This is a genomic window from Leucobacter sp. cx-328, from assembly GCF_014530035.1.
Taxonomy (GTDB): Bacteria; Actinomycetota; Actinomycetes; order Actinomycetales; family Microbacteriaceae; genus Leucobacter.
In genome coordinates this window covers 181,565-202,628 of record NZ_JACVMX010000002.1, presented here as the reverse complement: position 1 = coordinate 202,628, position 21,064 = coordinate 181,565, and the positions used below count along the sequence as shown (strand labels likewise).

At 62.1% G+C, this 21,064-nt stretch carries 14 protein-coding genes and 2 tRNA genes; 3 read left to right on the top strand and 13 right to left on the bottom strand.

From position 1 onward, the window contains the following. Positions 1–114: 114 nt before the first annotated feature. From ICL81_RS03540 to ICL81_RS03530, 3 genes are all read right to left on the bottom strand, one after another. Positions 115–206, bottom strand: a tRNA-Ser gene (locus ICL81_RS03540). 59 nt (positions 207–265) lie between these two features. After that, the gene (locus ICL81_RS03535; RefSeq protein ID WP_188033595.1) at positions 266–1,546 is read right to left on the bottom strand and encodes an LCP family protein; all 1,281 of its coding nucleotides are present in this window, start codon (positions 1,544–1,546) and stop codon (positions 266–268) included. 219 nt (positions 1,547–1,765) lie between these two features. Further along, positions 1,766–2,179: a hypothetical protein gene (locus ICL81_RS03530; protein ID WP_188033594.1), complete on the bottom strand. Its 414-nt coding sequence runs from the start codon at positions 2,177–2,179 to the stop codon at positions 1,766–1,768. On the opposite strand from ICL81_RS03530, the gene ICL81_RS03525 reads away from it, so the two are divergent. Beyond that, complete coding sequence (locus tag ICL81_RS03525; protein ID WP_251381771.1) at positions 2,170–2,418, top strand: hypothetical protein; 249 nt, start codon at positions 2,170–2,172, stop codon at positions 2,416–2,418. The genes ICL81_RS03530 and ICL81_RS03525 overlap by 10 nt on opposite strands. A 327-nt stretch (positions 2,419–2,745) precedes the next feature. On the opposite strand, the gene ICL81_RS03520 is transcribed toward ICL81_RS03525, so the two are convergent. The 3 genes from ICL81_RS03520 to serS form a co-directional block, all read right to left on the bottom strand. Continuing rightward, a tRNA-Ser gene (locus ICL81_RS03520) sits at positions 2,746–2,836 on the bottom strand. A gap of 23 nt (positions 2,837–2,859) precedes the next feature. Next, the gene (locus tag ICL81_RS03515) at positions 2,860–3,726 is read right to left on the bottom strand and encodes an HAD family hydrolase (RefSeq protein ID WP_188033592.1); all 867 of its coding nucleotides are present in this window, start codon (positions 3,724–3,726) and stop codon (positions 2,860–2,862) included. Positions 3,727–3,735: 9 nt separating this feature from the next. Further along, entirely contained in the window at positions 3,736–5,028 is a 1,293-nt protein-coding gene (serS, locus tag ICL81_RS03510) for a serine--tRNA ligase (protein ID WP_188033591.1), read from the bottom strand. 67 nt (positions 5,029–5,095) lie between these two features. On the opposite strand from serS, the gene ICL81_RS03505 reads away from it, so the two are divergent. Further along, complete coding sequence (locus tag ICL81_RS03505; protein WP_188033590.1) at positions 5,096–6,094, top strand: diacylglycerol kinase family protein; 999 nt, start codon at positions 5,096–5,098, stop codon at positions 6,092–6,094. Positions 6,095–6,118: 24 nt separating this feature from the next. Here the strand turns inward: ICL81_RS03505 and pheA are convergent, their stop codons facing one another. Continuing rightward, positions 6,119–7,072, bottom strand: a complete 954-nt coding sequence (gene pheA, locus ICL81_RS03500) for a prephenate dehydratase (RefSeq protein WP_188033589.1) — start codon at positions 7,070–7,072, stop codon at positions 6,119–6,121. Positions 7,073–7,082: 10 nt separating this feature from the next. Continuing rightward, positions 7,083–8,717, bottom strand: coding sequence for a phosphoglucomutase (alpha-D-glucose-1,6-bisphosphate-dependent) (gene pgm, locus ICL81_RS03495; RefSeq protein WP_188033588.1), 1,635 nt, complete (start codon positions 8,715–8,717; stop codon positions 7,083–7,085). Between the two features lie 119 nt (positions 8,718–8,836). Between pgm and ICL81_RS03490 the strand changes: the two genes are divergently transcribed. After that, positions 8,837–9,625 (top strand): HAD-IIA family hydrolase, encoded by a 789-nt coding sequence (locus ICL81_RS03490; protein WP_188033587.1) that lies wholly within the window; start codon positions 8,837–8,839, stop codon positions 9,623–9,625. Here the strand turns inward: ICL81_RS03490 and ICL81_RS03485 are convergent. From ICL81_RS03485 to ICL81_RS03465, 5 genes are all read right to left on the bottom strand, one after another. After that, positions 9,614–10,234, bottom strand: coding sequence for a hypothetical protein (locus ICL81_RS03485; protein ID WP_188033586.1), 621 nt, complete (start codon positions 10,232–10,234; stop codon positions 9,614–9,616). The two genes, ICL81_RS03490 and ICL81_RS03485, sit on opposite strands and share 12 nt — an antisense overlap. A 114-nt stretch (positions 10,235–10,348) precedes the next feature. After that, positions 10,349–12,592, bottom strand: a complete 2,244-nt coding sequence (locus ICL81_RS03480; RefSeq protein ID WP_188033585.1) for an LPXTG cell wall anchor domain-containing protein — start codon at positions 12,590–12,592, stop codon at positions 10,349–10,351. A gap of 150 nt (positions 12,593–12,742) precedes the next feature. Beyond that, a complete protein-coding gene (locus ICL81_RS03475; RefSeq protein WP_188033584.1) occupies positions 12,743–15,376 on the bottom strand; it encodes a helix-turn-helix transcriptional regulator in 2,634 nt (877 codons plus the stop codon). Between the two features lie 333 nt (positions 15,377–15,709). Beyond that, on the bottom strand, positions 15,710–18,058 hold the full coding sequence (locus ICL81_RS03470) for a hypothetical protein (protein WP_188033583.1): 2,349 nt from the start codon (positions 18,056–18,058) through the stop codon (positions 15,710–15,712). A 186-nt stretch (positions 18,059–18,244) separates the two neighbouring features. After that, positions 18,245–20,875, bottom strand: a complete 2,631-nt coding sequence (locus ICL81_RS03465; RefSeq protein WP_188033582.1) for a LuxR C-terminal-related transcriptional regulator — start codon at positions 20,873–20,875, stop codon at positions 18,245–18,247. Positions 20,876–21,064: the final 189 nt, after the last annotated feature.

The following is a 21,064-nucleotide window of genomic DNA, read 5'->3' as shown; positions in this document are numbered from 1 at the left end:
GATCAGGAGCGCGCCCAAATGACACAGCTCACATCCCACCTCGTACACAACCAATTCCGTGCGCAGAAATGACGAAAGCCCCTGATTTCTCAGGGGCTTTCGGCTGTCCAGCTATGGCGGAGACGGGGGGATTTGAACCCCCGGTTCCCTTTAACAAGAACCCTTCATTAGCAGTGAAGTCCGTTCGGCCGCTCCGGCACGTCTCCATGCGTGGACAGCTCTCTAATCCTAATGGGTGAATCCCTGGATAGAGAAATCGGACGCGCTAATAACCGCTGCCACCAGAACAAACCTGCTTGTCTGGCTTCACACCAGTGATCGAATCTGGCAGCTGAACAGGGGCGGAAGGCGTGGTTGCCGTCGTCCCAGTACCGCTGGAATTTTCTCCAGAGTCTTCCGGCGTCGCATCAGTTGCGGGCGTTTCTTCTGCCGGGACTTCCTCAGCGGGTGCATCCGTGGCGCCCTCAACCTGAGCAACAAGGCCCTGGCCGGTCACATCGAAGGGCTGGCCACTCTTGATGGTCTCAAAGAGCATGTCAGCGAGTTCATAGTTCGGGGTCAGGCGACCCGACTCATATGGGTGGTCGAGCGACGGGTACTGCACAAAGTTCATACGTTCGAGGTCAATGTCCTTGACCGTGCCTGCCATCGCCTGGATGAAGTTCACCGACGCCATGTTGCTCGACAGCGTCAGGTTCTCGACTCCGGCCTTCGCGAGGCCGTAGACCTTCAGTGGGTCAGACAGCGTATCGGCGCTCTTCAGCTTGCGCATCATCGCAGACATGAAGACCTGCTGGTTATTGATGCGGCCGAGGTCTCCACCATCGCCAACACCGTGACGGGTACGGAGGAACTGCAGCGCCTGCTCACCCTGCAGTGTGTTCATGCCAGCAGGAAGATCAAGGCCGGTGTTCTCAACGTCCTCAAGTGGTGCGGTGAGGCAGACATCGACGCCACCAATCGCGTTCGAGATCGCGATCACGCCGTCGAAGGTCACAACACCGGCGTACGGGATATCCATGCCAGTGAGCTCTTCAATCGTGAGCACAGCACACGGCAGACCGCCGTAACCGAGGGTGGTGTTCAGCTGCTGTTCACTCATTGCCGAGTAGTACTCAGGTTCGCCGTCGGGCCCGGGGCAGCTGGGGATCGGCAACATTAGGTCACGCGGGAAGCTGACCACGGTGGCATTTTTGTGATCCGCCGAAACGTGCAACAGCAGGTTCACGTCGTTCAGCTCGCCGGTCTCGCCGTCGTCATACGACTGACCCGCTCGAGTGTCAGAACCGACAAGCAGCATCGTGATTGCGCCATCGATTGATTGGTCGGCAGCGCCAACTGCACCCTTCGACTTCAGCTCAACCGTCTGCAGGCCGGAAGCAACATTCAACAGCGCATACGACACCGTCGCGACACCGCTGACCGCAACCACCACGACGAGCGCAGTGACCGTGCGGAGCACGTTGACCCAGGTACGTGAACGGCGCAACGAGCCGTGCCGGACGCCCGCACCCTGTGCGGCATCTCGTTCGTTGCTGCGTGCCATATGGCAGTTCCCTCCCACGCGCCGGCCGGTTGCCGGACGACATTCAAGCTTCAAATCTACCGCGAAACGCTGGAGGACTCCTGCGATGCTCGACTCTCAAGGAGATTATCAGGGAACTACTGCTCTCCCCGAGAACCAAGTCACCCCGTTCAGCAAGCATTTCTGCTGCTGAGCGGGGTGACCGAGCGTGCGGCTCAGTATGCCGCCGGCGTAACCCAGCTACTGACCAATCTCGCTGCGGTTGCGACGGGCGCGGATCAGCGCACCAATCAGAATGAGCAGCATGCCAGCAATTGCCCAGATCGCCAAGGTCAGCCACTGACCGACCGTCGCCGCCTCCGGGAAGTAATTGATCGATGTAATGAGGCTCACCAACGTACCGGTTGGCATATGCGCCCCGATGGTCGCCATCGCGCTCGGAAGGAACTCGGCGGGAACCATCACACCGCCCCAAGGCGTGCCAACCAGCATCAACAGGACAACTCCAAGCCCAGCCCCAGCCTTGCCCAACAGTGAGCCGAGTCCGGCAATTGTGCCAGAGATAGCGAGCGCGGCTCCCCCGAGCGCAAGAGCGTTCAACCAGTAGTTCCCGGGGAGCAGATCAAACCACGGGCCGAGCACGGCTGCAGGCACTCATCTCTGAGACCCTTAAATCGGGGCTTCAAGTCGTGGCAGAGCAGCGTGGGCCAGCCGCGCTCGCCCAGCTCGCACAAGATCCCGCACTCGTTTCCGTGCGCACCCAGCTGCTCGGCGCGCACCTGCTGGGAATCGGCATCAGCCGCTACATCATGCAGATCTCACCGCTTGCCGACCTGTCACGCGAGGAGCTCCTCGCACAGCTCGTGCCAATCGTTGAGGTGTATCTGCCGTAACAACGCGAAGGCGGGCGCCGGCCAAAGACTCCCGGGTGGACCACGTGAGGCCTCGTGTCTGCTGGCGATGCAGTGTGAGCGCGCTTGTTGTGAGCTTGGGTGCGGCCGGTTCGACCGTGTGAACCTCGTAAAAAGGGGCCGTTCTCTCGAAAAGAGGGGTTTCATGCGCATGAAAGGGGCATTTTTGTCAGAAAGTGCCTGTTTTGCGGGGTTGGCGCAATAAGCGCGGGCGAGCGCCAGGACCAGCCAGCCGCCCAAGCCCAACCCGCCCCAGACAAAGAAAAGCCCCCGACTCAAGTAGTCAGACTACGAGTCGGGGGTCTTTACTGGCGGAGGGTAGGAGATTTGAACTCCTGAGACGGGATCACCGCCTGCTTGTTTTCAAGACAAGTTCCTTCGGCCGCTCGGACAACCCTCCGCGAACGAGCTTAGCAAAACTTTCTAGCCGAGCAGAACCGGGAAACGCTCACGAAGTGCAAGAAGTAGGCCGTCATCGAAGACCGAGGCGGTCGTTCGACTCGCAGCGTTACGCACTTCTTCGCACGCCTGTCCCATCGCGACACCGTCCCCGAGGCGTGAAGCCCAGCGCAACATCTCGATGTCGTTGCGCCCGTCACCCGCCGCAAAAACGTTGCCCTGACTGACATCCATGCGCGCACGCACGACCTCAAGCGCGCTCGCCTTGGTCACGCCTGCGGGCGCAATGTCGAGCCATGACGTCGTGCCAACGACGTAGGAGACGTGGGTGAGACCGAGCGATTCGACGGTCTCAAAGAACTTTTCCACGTTCGCGTTCGGCGACACGACAACTACGCGCGAGGCGTTGACGTGCAGCAGGTCTTCAAAGGCGACCTGCTTCTGTTCCGAGGGCAGTGTCCCTGCGGGGATCTGCTCGGTGTAGAGAAACCCGCCATCGGCGAGTTCGACCGCGTAGCGGGCGTTGAACAAGTGGGGGCGGATCCGCAACAGCGCATCAGTCGGATCAAACGCCTCGACAATCTCACGGCGGTACGCACGCGTCGCGAGCGGATCGCGCTTGAGCGTCACCGCACCGTTTGCCGCGATGACCCACTCTGCCGCGATGCCGAGACGCTCGACAATCGGCAGGGTGGCGTCCACCGAGCGCCCGGTCGCGACGACGACCAGGTGCCCGGCGTTATGGAGGGTGCGGATCGCCCCAATCAGATCTTCCGAGATGTGACCCTCTGATGGGTCATCATCTGCGCCAGGCATCTCGTGCCCGAGGACGGTGCCGTCTAGGTCGAGCGCAATGAGGTGTCGTTCGTCTGAGCGAAGCGATGCCGCCAAAGATTCCTCCTACTTAGTGTCTCCCGAGGTTGCTGCGCCTGCGGTGGGCTCGAGCACTTCGAGGCCACCGAGGTACGGGCGAAGCACCTCAGGTACCGTCACGCTGCCGTCAGCGCGCTGGTGAGTTTCAAGAATCGCTACGATCCAGCGAGTGGTCGCGAGCGTTCCGTTCAGGGTCGCGACGTGCGCGGTCTTACCGGTCTCGGTACGGTAGCGCGTCGAGAGGCGGCGGGCCTGGTAGCTGGTGCAGTTGCTCGTCGAGGTGAGCTCGCGGAAGGTGCCCTGGGTCGGAACCCATGCCTCAATGTCGAACTTCCGAGCCGCGCTCGAACCGAGGTCGCCAGCAGCAACATCGATGACGCGGTAGGTGAGGCCGAGCGACTGCAGCATCTCTTCCTGCAGCGCGACGAGACGGTCGTGCTCCGTCTCTGCGTCCTTCGGATCGATGTAGACGAACATCTCCAGCTTGTTGAACTGGTGCACGCGCAGGATGCCGCGGGTGTCCTTGCCGTGCGAGCCAGCCTCGCTGCGGTAGCAGGTCGACCAGCCAGCGTAGCGGAGGGGGCCGCCCTCAAGATCAATGATCTCGTCCGAGTGGTAGCCAGCGAGAGCGACCTCGCTCGTGCCGGTCAGGTACAGATCCTGGTTCGGCAGATGGTAGACCTCGTCAGCATGCTCACCGAGGAAGCCGGTGCCCTGCATAATCTCGGGCTTCACCAGCGTCGGGGTGATGAGCGGCGTGAAGCCGTGCGAGAGTGCGCGGTCGAGCGCGAGGTTCATGAGGGCGATCTCGAGACGAGCACCCACACCGCGCAGGAAGTAGAAGCGAGCGCCAGACACCTTCGCGCCGCGCTGCATGTCGATCGCGCCGAGCATCTCACCGAGCTCAAGGTGGTCACGGGGCTCGAAGTCGAAGGCGGGAACCTCGCCGACGGTGCGGAGCGTTACGAAGTTCTCTTCGCCACCCTCCGGGACACCGTCAATCACCAGATTCTCAATTGCCAGTGCCGCCTTCTCGAAGACCTCAGCGGCCTCCTTCGAGCGAGCATCAGCAGCCTTGACCTTGCCAGCGAATTCCTTCGCCTCGGCAGCAGCGGCAGGCTTGTCTTCCTTTGCTGCGGTCTTGACCTTGGCACTGACATCTTTCTGAGCAGCGCGGAGGCTCTCAAACTCTGCCAGTGCGGCGCGACGGGCAATATCTGCCTCGATGGCACGATCAACCACCGACTCGTCGTTGCCACGCGCTCGCTGGGAGCGCTTAACGGTCTCGGGATCGTTGCGGAGAAGTACGGGATCGATCACACCCCAAGCTTAGAGCCTGCAGCCGGGCATCTGCTTGAAAGATGCACAACCTACTACTCTTATAGCCATGTCGAGCGAGCAGAACGAGCCCATCCCTCACGCAGCAGTGGTGTATCAGCCGTTCAAAACCGACGTCGACGCGTTGCGGGTCGCCGTGTCGATCGCCGAGACCGACGCAGGCTGGGGTCCGACGCAGTGGCACGAGACCGCGAAGGAAGATGCGGGCACGAGCGCGGCCCAGCGCGCCATCGACGAGGGCGCCGCTGTTGTGCTTGGTGCGGGCGGCGACGGCACGATCCGCGCCCTTGCTGAAGGAATGCGTGGGACCGGAGTCCCGCTCACGATCGTGCCGCAGGGCACCGGTAATCTCCTCGCGCGCAACCTGGGTGCGCCCCTTGACGACATGCAGAATGTCGTGCGCGCGGCGTTCCAGGGCGCGGATCGCCCCATCGACCTCGGTCTACTCAACATCGTGCGGCCGGACGAGTCTGAAGAGGAACACGTCTTCCTCGTGCTTGCGGGTATGGGACTCGATGCCCGCACAATCTCGGTCACGAACCCTGACCTGAAGAAGAAGTTTGGCTGGCTCGCGTATGTGTCGGCCGGCGTGCGCACGATGGTCAAGGAGAAACCCCTCGAGGTGCACTACTCGCTTGATCAGGGTGCGGTGAAGTCGCTTCGCGTGTTCACGGTGATGATCGGCAACTGCGGGCTGCTGCCCGGCGGCGTGCACCTCATTCCCGCTGCAAAGCTCGACGACGGGCTGCTTGACGTCATCGTGTTGAAGCCACTCGGACCGTTCAGCTGGTTGAGTATTTGGCGCAAGATCGGCCTCGAAAACGGCGTGCTCTCGAAGAGCCGCTTCGGTCGCCGATTCATCGACCTTGGCCGTGGCCGTCGTGCGGTGACGTATTCGTTGGCGCGGAAGTATGCGCTGTCGGTTCCGCACCCCGAGCCGGTGCAGCTTGACGGTGATGATTTCGGTCTGGCTGTGCAGGTGAGCGGATCGGTTGACCCGCGCTCACTCGTGCTGCGTGTTGACCCCGAGTGGGTGCCCGAGGGCTAACCCCTCAGGCACGTGACCGCGCGACTACGCGCGCGACCCGTCAACGACGTCGCTCAGCCACTCGCGAGCCTCGCGGAACGAGTCATCGCTGTGCCCTGCGGCGTATGACGCCGACAGGCGGTCTGCGCGCGGGTACGAGCCGAGGAACACGACGCGGGGGCTGAAACGCTTCACGCCGAGGATCGCGTCTGCGACGCGCTCGTCCTTCACGTGGCCCTCTGCGTCGATGACGAAGCGGTAGCGGCCCATGCGGTCGCCGATGGGGCGTGACGCGAGCAGGGTGAGGTTGATGCCGCGGGTCGCGAACTGCTCGAGCAGTAGCAGCAGAGCACCCGACTTGTCTTCTGGCAGCTCGACGATGAGCGAGGTCTTGTCGGTGCCGGTCGGCTCTGCGACAGGCAGCACGCTGCTGACGAGCACAAAGCGGGTCTGCGCGTCGGGGTTCTCAGCGAGACCAGACGCGAGCACCTCAACGTCGTAATGGTCTTCGATGCCGGGCGGTGCGATCGCCGCGTCAATGTCGGCGTTCGATTCAAAGAGGTCGACAACTGCCTGCACGTTCGAGGGCGCAGGGATGTGCTGGTGTGCTGGCACGTGCTTATCGAGCCATGCGCGGCACTGGCCGTAGGCGACGGGGTGGCCACTCACGACGCGCACGTCTTCGAGCTTCGTGCCGGGTCGCACGACGAGCACGAAGTTCACCGAGACGAGGTACTCGCCGATGATGCGCAGGCCAGGAATGGTCGCGAGCGCGTCCTGCGCAACGGTGACACCACCGTCGATCGAGTTCTCGATCGCGATCATCGCCGCATCGCTCTCGCCGCTCACCACGTCTTGCAGTGCTTCGCCGAGGTTGGCGACCGGGTTCCAGTTCTGGCCGACCGCTTCTGGCACCTGCTTAAGGGCAGCCTCGGTAAACGTGCCGGCCGGACCGAGGTACGAGTAACGACGGAGGGGCACAGCGTTGTTTACGGACATGCTCACCAGCTTATTCCCCCAGCACGCGACCCACGAGTGCCTGCGCCGCCCGCTGCACCTCTGCGAGGTGCTCCGCACCGCGGAACGACTCTGCGTACACCTTCATGACGTCTTCGGTACCCGACGGCCGGGCAGCGAACCACGCGTGCTCGGTCTGTACCTTCAGGCCGCCAATACTCGCGCCATTGCCCGGCGCTTCGGTGAGCACAGCGACGATGGGGTCGCCCGCGAGCTCGGTCGCGGTGACGTCATCAGCACTCAGGGCAGCGAGCTTCGTCTTCTGCGCAGGCGTCGCCGCAGCGTCGATGCGAGCGTAGGCGGGAGCGCCGAATCGCGCCTCGAGCGCTGCATAGTGTTCTGACGGCGACTTGCCCGTCACCGCAAGGATCTCGGCTGCGAGCAGCGCGAGCAGGATGCCGTCCTTGTCAGTGCTCCAGGGAGTGCCGTCGAAACGCAGGAATGAGGCGCCAGCGCTCTCCTCGCCACCGAAGACGACCGTGCCGTCTGACAGGCCTGGCACGAACCACTTGAACCCAACGGGCACCTCAAGCAGCTGACGCTCGTGCGCCGCGACCACGCGGTCGATCATCGCAGATGACACCAGGGTCTTACCGATGCCGGCAGCGGTTGACCACTCGGGGCGGTGCCCGAGCAGGTAGTCAATCGAGACTGCAAGGAAGTGGTTCGGGTTCATGAGGCCGGCGTCACGCGTCACAATGCCGTGGCGGTCGGCATCAGCATCGTTGCCAGTCACGATTGCGTAGTCGTTGCGGAACGCCTCCACCGTCGACATGACGTGCGCCGACGACGGATCCATACGAATCTTGCCGTCCCAATCGAGGTGCAGGAAGCCCCACTGCGGGTCAACGCCGGGGCCAAGCACGGTCAGGTTCAGGTCGTAGCGCTCAGCAATCGCGCCCCAGTATGCCTGGCTCGCGCCGCCGAGCGGGTGCGCGGCAATCGCAATGCCCGCATCGTGGATCGCCGTCATGTTAATCGCCTCGCCAAGGCTCTCGACGTAGGTACCGAGGTAGTCGTAGGTCGATACCGCGTCAGCGTCGCCGCGCGCAATCTCGGCACGGGCCGTAAGGAGTTCGTTCGCTCGCGCCGCGATCCACCCGGTGGCGTCGGTGTCTGCCGGGCCACCGTGGGGCGGGTTGTATTTGAAGCCACCGTCAGCTGGCGGGTTGTGGCTTGGCGTCACGACGATGCCGTCAGCGCGCTCGGGATCGTCGGCCGCGAGGTCGCGGTTGTGGGTGAGGATCGCGTGGCTGAGTGCCGGGGTCGGGACGAACGTCGCGTCCCCCTCGCCAGCGGGAACCATCACGCGCACACCAGCCGCGACGAGCACCTCGCGCGCGGTCGTCTCGGCGACCGCCGAGAGGGCGTGCGTGTCAGCTCCGATGTAGAGCGGACCGGCGATGCCCTGCTCAGCCCGATACTCGGCAATCGCGAGGCTGATCGCCGCGATGTGCGCCTCATTGAACGACGCCTTCAGCGCCGAACCTCGGTGACCAGAGGTGCCAAACGCGACGCGCTGCGTCGCCACAGCGGGGTCGGGCACCACATCAAAGTACGCAGCCCGCAGCGCCTCAACGTCGATGAGGTCTTCTGCGATGGGCGTTTCGCCAGCTCGTGCATGCATGGCTTAAGTCTGCCAGCCGCCACTGACATCTCTGTTCAGACAGCGCGGCGAGGCGAACACAGGCCGCAACACCTGCCGCGTTTGCCAACCGTTCACCATTCCGGCGTAGTGTAAACACTATGACCACGCAGGCATCACACCGCGAGAACATCGAATGCTGGCTCACTGACATGGATGGCGTGCTCGTCCATGAACAGGCCGCAATTCCCGGCGCCGCAGAGCTTCTTCAGCACTGGCGCGACACCGAGCAGCCCTACCTGGTGCTCACCAACAACTCAATCTTCACTGCGCGCGACCTCTCGGCTCGCCTCGCAGCTTCTGGCATCGATGTCCCGGAAGACCGCATCTGGACGAGCGCACTCGCGACCGCAGCATTCCTCAAGCAGCAGAAGCCAGGCGGATCCGCCTTCGTCATCGGCGAGGCAGGCATCTTGACTGCGCTGCACGACGCGGGCTACATCATGACGGAAACTGATCCGGACTTCGTGGTGGTCGGCGAGACCCGCAACTACTCGTTTGATGCGATCACGAAGGCGATCCGCCTCATTAATAGCGGCGCACGGTTCATCGCAACCAACCCAGATGCGACCGGGCCGAGCCCCGAGGGCCCGCTGCCCGCGACGGGCGCAATCACTGCCCTCATCACCAAGGCAACCGGCAAGGAGCCCTACATCGTGGGCAAGCCGAATCCGATGATGTTCCGATCCGCGCTCAATAAGATTGGCGCGCACTCACACAACACCGCAATGATCGGCGACCGGATGGACACCGATATCGTCGCTGGCATGGAGGCCGGACTCCACACTGTGCTGGTGATGACCGGCATCTCGGATCCTGCTGAGATCGAGAAGTTCCCGTTCCGCCCCGATGAGGTGCTGAACTCGGTGGCGGATCTCCTAGTCCGCTGAATACACCCGGTAGTCGAGGGAGTCAGCGAGTGCGACCAGCCGGCCGTAGCTCTCGGCCGGGACGATAAAGAGGTGGTAGCTGTCGCTCTCGGTATCGAGGATGGCGAGCGCGAATCCTGACATCTCGCAGAGGTTCGAGATCGCGCTCAGCGCAGCCATCGTGTCGTCAGAGGTACCAGTCTCTTCGATGGCAATCTCTGCGGTGGTGAGGGGGTAGCCGAGCTTCTCGAGCGCAGCATCAAGCTGCGCAGTGATCTCCTCTGGCGCTTCTTTCCAGTCGATATATGCGCCGTACTCGAACGGGGTCTCGTACCCCACGAGCCAGTACGCAAAGATGTCACGGATTTCCTCAGGCCCGAGCGCTTCGTCTGTTTCGTAACCGAAGTCTGCCAGCCACTCGCGATGTTGCGCGCTGAAGGCTGCGGAGTCGGTCGCGAGCAGTGTGATGTCTGTGGCGACCTTGGAGTCACCGTTTGAGATGATCGCCGCCATTTCGATGAGCGGCGAATAGTCGATGGGTGCAGCAGCCGCAGCACGCGACTCCCCCGTTGCATGCGGCACCTGTGTCATTTCAGGCTTGCGCTTCTTAAAGACGTCGAAGAATCCCATGCGTTCACCCTATGCGGGAGGATGACGCATAGCCAGACGCAAAACACGGGGCTCGTGCGGGATGCACGGGCCCCGTGTTCAGACGGGTGCTGCGTCAGGCGCGGCGAGCGCTACTTACTTGCTGAAGCGACCTGCGCGACGCATGGTCAACACGCTAGCGCCGCCGAGCAGCATGGTTGCTGCGAGTGCGATGAGCCAATTGCTCTCAGCCCCGCCGGTGTTCGCGAGTGCGGGCTCATCAGTGGCCGCCACGACCGTTGCGGGTCGCTTGTTCACGATCGCGACTGGCGTGCTCTGGAAGTCCTCCTTGCCGTCAATCGGCGTGCAGGGTTCATCAATATCGCCAGGCACCTCGGTGTCGGGGTCGGTCGGATCGATCGGAGTCGAAGGCAGCCCGGGTTCCTCCGGCACCTCTACATCGGGGTTTTCGCCACCGGGATTGATATCAGAGCGGCACTTCTCGATGAAGGTCGTCAGTCGCACTGCCTCGCGTTCGATCTTCGTAGTAGACAGCGTGACAACGTAGTCACCGACGACAGTGGATGAGTAGGCAATGCCCTCCTCAACGGCTGAGGCAACAAAGGTACCGTTCTTCTGTTCAGTGCCATCGTGCGAGACGGTGTACCGGTACTCGTGGCCTATCTGCAAGTTCGAGAAGTTCATCATGATCCGGCCAGGCAGGCTTCCATCGGTGCACGCACCGGGCTCTGCGGTGAGGACGGGCGGGTTGTACTCCTCGAATTCCTCATCAATCTCGGTGCCTACGCACCCGTTGAAGGTGACCTGCGCGGTGAGTACCTCGTTGGCAGGGTTGGCGGGTGTGAGCGTCAGCGTGAAATCGCCGGGTTCACTCGAGTGCAAGGTGAATCCAACCGCGTTGCCTCCACCGATGATTGCGCCGTCCGCTGCGATGCTCACGGCACCACCCTCTGCGTTGGCGGCGGTCAACGCGTAGGTCTCACCGCGTACGAGGCCGTTGGCGGTCAACGACGCGGTGCTGCCAGCAACGAGCGCAGTTTCGATGGTTGTGCCGTCAGGAAGCTTCAGTGCGACGCACTCCTGGTTGAGCACGATCGAGGTGAGCGCGGGCTGAATCGGGGTTGCACACGTAGGGACCGTGATCGAGGCGGAGTTTGACGCCCCATCAACGGTGACCCGTACCGTGTACGAACCAGCGCCAGCGACTGGAACCGTGATATCACCGTTCTCAGTCACCACAACAGTGTCGACTTCGCCAGCAGCGTCGCTCACAACAACGGCGCCAGCTGCACCCGCAGCAATGTTGCCGACAGTCACGAGCAGTGAGGCCTGACGATCAGCAACGGCCGTCAAGCAATCTGCATTGGCCACAACCGACACGGTCGGAACGGGCTTCAGCGGGGTCGCGCACTGCGCTATCTCGACAGAGCTGGACGCGGTGAAGTTACCGGCAGTGAGCGTGACTGAGTAAGTGCCAGCGCCAGGAACCTCGACGATGATCTCACCGTCTCGCAGACCGGTCATGGTCTTGCTGAACGCGTTCGGCCCGGTCACAGTGAGCGTTGCAACGGGCCCGCCGGTGATCTCGCTGAGCGTTGCGCGGATCGTTGCCTGACGGCTCGTGCTGGGTGCGGCGCAGTCTGCGTCGGCCGCGTAGGTGGCCTTCGGCGCGAGCACGACAGGCGGCTCTGCCTTGCCGTCGCACTTTGCACCGAATACTGCCTGTCCCTTTGCGTCCCAGTTCAGTCCTGCAAAGCTCACCGGCTTCTTCTTGTAGGTGCCGGAGAACGGCGGAATGATGTCGTTCCCGTGGAACCCGTGACCGTTCTTCGCAATGGAACCGTCCTTGGTATCCAGGAAGGAGTTAATACTCACCTCGTTGAATACGTAGGGATTCTTGGCACTCGATGTGGCGTGGCACAGCTCGACCTTCTTGATGTCGTTCCCGCTGTGGTTACCGCCGAACGTCACTGGCGACGAGGCAGGCGCCGCGACCGATTTAGTTGCAGCACCAGCAACCGGTGCCACTGGCGCATCAACTGGCGCCGCGAGCGCAGCTGCTGCCGGCGACGACGCAGTCGCAGGTGCAGGTGCCGCCGCAACAGGTGCCGCCGCTGGCTCCCCTGCGGAAGCCTCCACCGCGGGCTCCTCAGCCGCGGGAGCTGCAGCAACAGTATCCTCGGCCGCAGGCGTCTCGGCTGGCGCAGTCTCAACTACCTGCTCTGCTGCCGGCGCTGCAAGGTCGTCGAGCGCGTATGCGCTCACGGCCCCCGGACCGACGATGAGCGCCGCTGCTGCGACGATCGCTATGGCGCCCTTGCGGAGTGACCGCAGTGCGCCCTTCTGGCTGTTATCCCCCTCGGATACGGCCTTACCCATACACTTTCCCCTTGAACACGGCCACGCCAGATGCCGCGGTCAATTTCGGGCATCAGCACGTGAAATTGGCCAATCGTAGGATTGAGATTAGGTCGGGCACGCAGGCCTTCACATCGGGAAAATTTACGTATCTTTCAGCAAAACGCCTGTTTAGTCTGCGAATCCGCGCCGTTCGCGCGCGGCCCACGCCCCGAGCTCATCGCGATTCGTGACACCGAGCTTCGTGAACACTCGCGCAAGGTGCGTTTCGACGGTGCGCGCGGAGATGTGCAGGCGATCCGCGATGAATTTGCTGGAGTAACCGAGTGCTGCAAGCGACATCACTTCGCGCTCACGCACGGTGAGTTCGACGGTTGCAGGTGCAGGTGGCGGGAGGTGCACGCCGAGGCCGGCGAGCATCCGTTCCTCGGTTTCGCCCATTTGCCCCCGAGCATTTGGGTGCGGATCAGCAAAGCTCTTCATATGCGCAATGACTGCGTGTGCTTTTGGCGATTGAATGTGCACGGCAAGCCAGGTTGCGCGGTCGAGATCCGCGATGCTCACCTGGCCGCGCGCACACACCGCAACGTGCAGTGAGTGCAGCTCGATCTCGTGCAGGTTTTCACCGCGCGCCCACTCGAGCGTTTCCCTCGCCTGTTGTTCAAGGTCTGGTACGTGCAGCCACTGCTTGGCGCGCAGCGTTAACAGCTGCACAAAGCCGTCCAGCGCGCGGCTGATTCCGCGCGACTGCACCGAGGCGCCCTGGAGCGACTGCAGTGCGAGCGCACGGTCACCAAGTGCAGCTGCCGCGAGGGCACGAATTGCATACGCCAGCGGCAGCAGACCGTAGCTGTCGTAGCTGCTGAGGCCGTTGAGTAGCCGTTCTGCCGCGCCGGTTGCGACATTCCAGTTTCCCTCTTCGATGGCGATCAGCGCATTGCCCACTTCAAGCACGACTGGTGTTTCGCCAGGCGCTCGACTGTCGAACTCCACGATGGCTCCATTCGCCGCGACGAGGTCACCGCTGTAGATCAGGCCGAGCATCCAGGCACACGAAATCAGTAGGGACGTCTCTGGCTCGCTTGCGGGGCCGAAAGAGTGCAAGTTTCGCACGACGGAGATCTCGGCAAGGGCTTGGCCAGGTTTTCCCATCTGCGTGAGAATCATCGCGCGGATCGCGCTTCCGAGCGCGCCAGACCACATGCCATCATGGCTCGCAAAGTAGTCAGTTGGTAAGACAATGTCGACCGCCTCACTCAGCCGTCCGAGCCAAGCCAGCACCAGTGTGCGCACGCTCCGCAGGTAGCCGTCAAGCTCCGGACTGTGGCCGCCGTGGCTTGCTTCAAGTGCATCGAGCTCGGTGAGGATTTCCTCCGCCGGGCGCCCCTCAGTCACGTGCCAGAGCAAGAGTTCCACGCGAATATGCGCGAGTAAGGCGACCGGGATATCGTCGAGGTTCTCTGCCCTCGCCAGGACCCCGGCTGCGCCAGAAACGGCGCGTTCGAGGCCGACCTCATCGCCCTCGTATCGCGCAATACTCACGGCAACATCGGCGCTCGTGACAACCTGGGCAGGCGTTGCCTCTGGGCTTGCTATGACGTGCTGCGCGAGCCTGAATCGCATGTGCGTATCGTCGCTGCGTTTGAGGTATTCGAACGCTGCCCAGACCCATTCAAACGGGAGTTCTTTGCCGGCTGAAATCCCGAGCAGGACCAAACGTAACAGCCGATCCGGTTGATACAACGGATCAAGGTGAGCCAGATCATTTCGCACCGCAGCGAATGCTCGGTCAAAGATCTCATGCCGGTGATTCGGCAGAATCGCGTGCCGAATCGACTCCCCCATCATCGGGTGCGCGATGAGTAGCTCGGTATCGATACGCGACTGCCGGCGCGAGATGATGAAGTCTCGTTCCATGAGCGTGCGAAGTGCGTTTGCATCGAGCGCACGCAGAATCGCCGGCTCCGATACCGGCTCCAGCAATGCAATCTCTTGGAGCACTTCCCATTCCGCAGCGTCGCAGATTCCTTCAATTGCCTCGGCGAGTTCACGGGGCGCGGATCCGCCAAACGATGTTGTCCAAGCGCCGTCCCGCGAGCGACGAATGCGCCCCTTCTCTTCGGCCTCAAGGGCGAGCATCGATAGTAGGTAGGTATTACCCCGAGCCGCTGTGTGCCACTGACGCAAGGTAGAAGGCACAATATTGCGCACGCCAAGAAGGCCCGAAAGAAGTCGATCAGCCTCCGTAAGTGTCAGTGGTTTGATCGCGATCCGCACGAGCTTGGTGTTCGTTGTCCACTGACTCAACGCGCCAGTCACGCGAGCTGCAGTACCGACGACTGAGACGTTCGGAATGCTATGCAGGAACATGAGCGTCGCAAGGTCGCGCGGACGGTACATATCAACGTTGGGAGCGATGAATAGAATTCGGTCACGGTGCTCCGCTGCAGCCTGTTGTTTGAGTGCGGCCCCGACCGTTTCGGCGCGATATGACGGGTCTTCGCCTTCGATCGCATGGTCAGGGAATGCCGTACCAAACACTGACATAAGTCCCCCGCGAGGCGGAGTCGGCAGCTTAACGACGAGCGTTGGGTCGACATTTCGGGACGCCACAGTGTCGGCCGCCTCTTCCGCGAGTACGGTCCTGCCACTTCCGGCCTCTCCCACCAGCACCACAAAGGTATTGGGGTCTCTCAGCTCATCAAGCAGCCGATTCAGACGCTCCGGCGCTACCTCTGCCGCACCCACCAGACGGCTTGAACCCAGTACGGCCTCGTGTGTGCCGTAAGGATAATCCGAGCGCATTCCGCACCCTCCAAACGCAATACTTTCTGAGAATAAGCGTTACACGCATATTCTTCCCCGAAAAGAAGATAATTCACATTTGTTGCTAAACCACCTATAACTTGGCATTTGGCGAGTAGTCGCCATAGCTTTCAAACAGTCAACAAAAAGTGTTAACGTGCGCCACCTATTGGAAGCACGTTGCCCACTCGATGGCATCTGCGTAAAAACTACGTATGTCGCCTAACTGAAGGCTCCGTGCGTCAGCCTCGGTCTCGCGCCAGACACAGACACAGGTGAACCCGAGCGCCCGCTCGGGTTCACCTGTGTCTACCTAGTTCGAGTCAGCCTCACCTACCGCCGACCGTGCGGCCGGTAGTCATTGCCCTTCGACCGGTACCCGGCGAGGATGGTGATACCACCGACCAGAACGACTGCTCCAGCAACCGCGGCCCACATGGTCCCAGCTTCACCACCAGTCACCGCGAGGGTGGCTGGCGTTGCGGTTACCTGCGTCTTCGGTGCGGGATGGTTCACCTTGACCACGGGTGTCACCGGTCCTGGCTTCGTTGGCGGGGTCACAGGCGGATCGACGGGAGGATCAACCGGCGGCTCCGTGTCACAGGCCGCGACCGTTGCATCTGCGCTGATCACAATGTCAGGGAGCTCCTGATTCTGCAGCACGACCGTGTAAGATCCTGCCGCAGTAAGCGGCACGTTTCTCGTCGCGGTCTTGCCTTCTGCCACAAACGTCGTCAACACTGGTTCGCCTCCCGCACGAGTCACTGTGAGGTTGTACCCATTCGCGTTGATGAGCTTGGCGAGGGAGACCTCGAGGACCGATGCCGCATCTTCTGAGAAGCACACGGTGCCGATACTGATTGTGGGGTCTACGTATTCTTCCTCTTCGGGGTCGACTTCCTTAATCTCGCAGCCGGTGAACGTGAAGGCCGTCGACATCGTCGCTACTTCGTCGCCCTCGGCAATGAGTTCGAGCGTGAAGTCACCCGTCGCGTTCCCAAGAATTGCTAGCGTTGCCGTTGCCTGGCCACCTACGACCGGGCCCACCACTGCTGGGATCGGCGTACCGTTCGAGTCCCGCACGAGGGCGATGTAGTTCTCGCCTTCGGCGAGCCCGGTGAGTTGGAAGGCGCCGGACGATCCGCTTCGTACCGTTCCCACCACGCACTGCAGTGTGACGGTGGTCGGGTCTGCAGTAACCGGCGGCTCTTCGTCACAGAGCTCGATCGTGACGTCGAGCGAGCTCACGACTTCATCGCCGAGCATGAGCGTCAGGTGGTACTCGCCAGATTCACCCAGCGAGAATGTGGTCGTGCCATCACCCAAGCCTGTCAGGCTCTTGGTAAAACCGTTCGGGCCGGTCACTTCAATACTCACACCAGCCCGGCTATTCACCTTGCTGACAAGCACTGCAAGCACTTCCTGGGTGGACACTTCGGCATCGATGCACTCCGGTGTTGCCGACAGCGCCATCGCTGGCGGTTCGACTACCGGCGGGACTTCCTGACAGTTGTTCTCGAAGAACGCTTGTCCCTCAGCATCCCAATGCTGCCCGACAACCGTCGCTTCCTGACCATCAACAGTGAACGTGAAGTCGTTGAAGATTGACTGTGGGTTCTCTGCCGCGTAGCCATTCGCGAACGCTTCGCCGGTTACGGTGCGCTTCTCCCAGCCAGCTTCATCAGAGATGAAGTGACACACCTGGGCCTCCCCGACATACACCGGCGGGGGCACTTCACATGATTCGATCGAGAGGTTCAACGTGCTGACGATCGCCCCTTTGAGCATCAATTTCAGCGTGTATTCCCCTGGCGAACCAAGCGAGATTGACGTTGTGCCATCGGAGACGTTGTTCACTGTCTTCGTGAAGCCGTTGGGGCCTTTCACCTCAATGCTGACGCCGGCACGACCCTGCACCTTGCTCACAAGCACTGCAAGAATCTCCTGCGTCGTCACATCAGCGTCGATGCACTCAGGGGTTGCCGACAGCACCATCGTTGGCGGCTCTACCTCCGGGGGAACCTCTTTGCAGCCATTTGCCAGAATCGCTTGGCCCGCAGCGTCCCAGTTCAGACCTGGATAGGTCAGGGTCTGGTGCCCCTGCTTCACGGTGAACGGCGGAATGATGTCTCGGTTGCCCTGGTGTCCGGTGTGTCCTTGGGAAATGATGCTATTCGCATTCGAGGTCTGCGGCTTCGCCCAGCCCTTCGACTGTCCCCGCCAGTGGCAGAAGGTGATGTTGGCGTCATTGCCGCCACCGCCAGTTTTTGCCGCGGAGGGCACCTCTGCCTGAACTTCCGCAGGTTCAGCGGCTCGATCCGCACTAGAGCCCGCCGGTGGCGCATCAGCGGCATCGGCGTCGGTGTCATCCGTCGGCTGTGATGCAGGCTCGACAACTGGGGCAGCGTCCTCCTCAGTCGGGGCCTCTGCGGCAGGCGCTGCCGGCTCAGTTACTTCGGGCTCAGGAGCTGGCTCTGGTGCGGGTGCTGACTCGGGCGCAGCAGCCACAGGTACATCGGTAGCGGGCGCGGCAGCGTCTGGTGCGACAGCTCCAGCGTCAGGTGCTGTGGCCTGCGCCGCAACCGCCTGATCCGCCCCCTCATCAACCGCGTATGCGGCGAGCGCGCCTGGCCCCAAAGCCAGCGCGCTCGCGCCGATCAAGGCGATGATGCTGCGTCGCACCGTTCGCCAAGTAACCCTTCTTCGTGCGTCCCGTGCGTGACGTCGAGCACTCATGATCTTTCCCTCCACAGGACCGAGCACAAGGTCTCAGTCTGGTCGGGAACTTGCGCATGATTTCGGTCATCCGTGGAAGGAGATTACGTTTCAGGACGGTTCGTAGGCATCGTGGGAAACCACGTATTTTACTCAGCTGTCGCGCCGCCACCGTTCGCGCGATGCCCAAGCGCCCAGCTCGTCGCGGCTAGTAACACCCAGCTTTTGGAACACTCGAGCAAGATGCGTCTCGACGGTTCGAAGGGCAATGTAGAGGCGATCCGCGATGAACCTATTGGAATAGCCCAATGATGCGAGCATCATGATCTCGCGTTCACGCGCGGTGAGCTCTGAGGTGGGCGGCGGAGGCAGGTGCACGCCGAGACTTGCAAGGCGCCGCTCCTCTGCCGCATCAACACGCACAGGTTCATGATCGTTCTGCGCAAAGCAACGCATGTGCGCAAGCATCGCATCGCCCTTGGCTGTTCCAACGACTTCAGCGAGCAAGCCGGCACGTTCAAGTTCTTCGCTGGTCGCCGTACGACGCTCACACACCGCAACGTGCAAGGCCTGCAGCTCGGTGTCGGGGAGCTGCTGCTCGCGCGCCCACTCTGCCGCTTGGCTTGCTCGCACCGCAACGAGCGGGTCCCGCACCCACTGGCGAGCGCGGAGCAGGAGGATCCGCGAGATGCCCTCGACAGCTCGGCCAAGGCCGTTCGATGGCTTCTCGGCAAGGATGATCGAGCGCTCGGCAAGGGTGTGATCGCCAAGCGCAGCGGCAGCAAACGCGCGCATCGCGTACACGACGGGAAGAACCCCGTACACATCACGCTCGTTGATTCCATCAATCAGGCGTTCGGCCTCACCGAGAGCGACATTCCACCGTCCTTCCTCGAGCGCGATGACCGCCGCGCAGCCTCCGAGCAACACGAGAAATTCACCCGAGCGAAGTGCTCGTTCTTCCATGTCTGCGAGGTCCTCGTGGGCAAGCTCGATATCGCTGTTCGCGACTAAGGCGAGCACCCACGCAAAGGACACCAACTGCGTAAGTTCGGTGTGGCTGGTCAGCCCGACGCCGTGCAGCACACGGATCGCCGTGACCTCCTCGACCGCGGCCGCTGACTCGCCGCGTTGAGTCAGAATAAGGGCGCGGATCGTGCTTCCGAGCGCTCCGGCGCCATCAGTGTCTGCCCCGAGTACTCCGTCTGATGGTTCGGTTGCCGCAAACGCCTCTCGAAGCCGGCCAGTGCACGCAAGCATGAGCGCCCGCATACCGCGCACGTATTTCGCCCCTTCGCCGCCGCCCTGCCTGGATCGGTCTGCGACTTCAGCGAGCACTTCGAAGGCCTGATTTGGCTCTGCGTCGTGCATGTGGTGCCAGAGCGCAAGCTCCGTGCCGACATGGGTCGCGACGGTGAGGGAAAGCGCAGAGGTATCGCCACTTCCCGCCAGCGACGCTTCGGCTATGCGCACCGCAGAGGCATAGGCTTCCAGGTCTCCCGCAAGCCGTGCGACGCTAATCACCACGAACGCACATTCAATGCGCTGTTCTGCCGTTGACTGCGAGCACGCCATGACTTCTTGCGCGATCCGCATCTTCAGCATGAGTTCGCCACTGTACTTCGTCGATTGGAACGCTGACCACAGCCACGCGATCGGCGCTTCCCGCTCCACCGCGAGTGCCAACATCACCAATCGCAGCATGCGCATTGGCGATTGCAGCAGGTCGTACTTGCCGTATTCCTGCTCCAGGATGTCGAGCGTCTCGTCGAAGACCTCGTACCTACGCTGGGGCAAGATCATTGCGCGGATCGAATCAGCGAGCATCGGGTGCGCGATCTCAATCGCGTTGCCCGCCTGGTGGTGCGAGCTGGAAGCAACAAACCCATACTCAATGAGCGCCTTGAGTGGCGCTGCAGGCATCCGCCGCAATAGCACCGTCTCGGAGAGCGGTTCGAGCAGTGAAATCTGCTCAAGCAGCGCCCATTCGTCGGGATCGCACACCCCGGCAATGGACTCTCCCAGGCCACGCAACGGCGCCTGAGTGTTCTCGTTCACCCATGCGCCGTCACGGGAGTAGTGAATGCGTCCCTGATACTCCGCTTCGATCGCGAGCATCGAAAGCAGATAGGCATTGCCGCGCGACACCGCGTGCCAGCGGCGCAACGTCGACGGCACAATGTGAGGCACGGCGAGGAGCTGCGCCAGCATCCGGTCTGTTTCCTCAACCGTGAGCGGCGGAACCGGAAGTCGCACGAGGTTCGTCCCCGCGGTCCATCGATTCAGCGGGCCGGTCATTCGCGAGGCAGTGGCGATGAGTCGTACGTACGGCAACCGTTGCAGCAACATAAGCGTCGCAATATCGATCGGCAGCGCGAAGTCGATGTTCGGGGCAACGATCAGAAGTGGTTCATCCCCCGCGACAGAGCCCAGTTGCTGCAGCGCTTCATCGATGCGAGCTGCTCGCACCTCTGGGTCGTCATCGCCGAGATCAACCTCGGGAAACGCGATGCTGAACACCGACACGTAACCCGCACGAGCGGGCGGCGGGAGCTCGACCACTCGCCACGGGTGTTCAACCTGCGTGGCAAACATCTGTGCAACGTCCTGGGCAAGGCGGAGTCGACCGCTCCCCTGTGACCCCAGCAGGAGCACGCTCGCGTTGGGCCGCGCAATCTCATCGTGCAATCGCTGCACACGGTCAGGCGCGATGATCGCCGCGGAAATCATTGGCGGGAAGCGGCTCTCTGCCGCACCGCCAGCTTGGAAGTGCTGATCACGCATTTGGTCCCCCTCCGAAGCGCGCTTGGTGGTTCACAAGAGTGTCATAGAGCACCCTAAACACACAGCTGTAGTTCAACACCTGTAGATACAGGACGGGAAAGCCGCAGAATGTTCGAATAAGTTGCGTGAAATCGACAGAAAACAACAGGGCGGACAAGCCGCTGCACGACACGCAACGCCTTGTCCGCC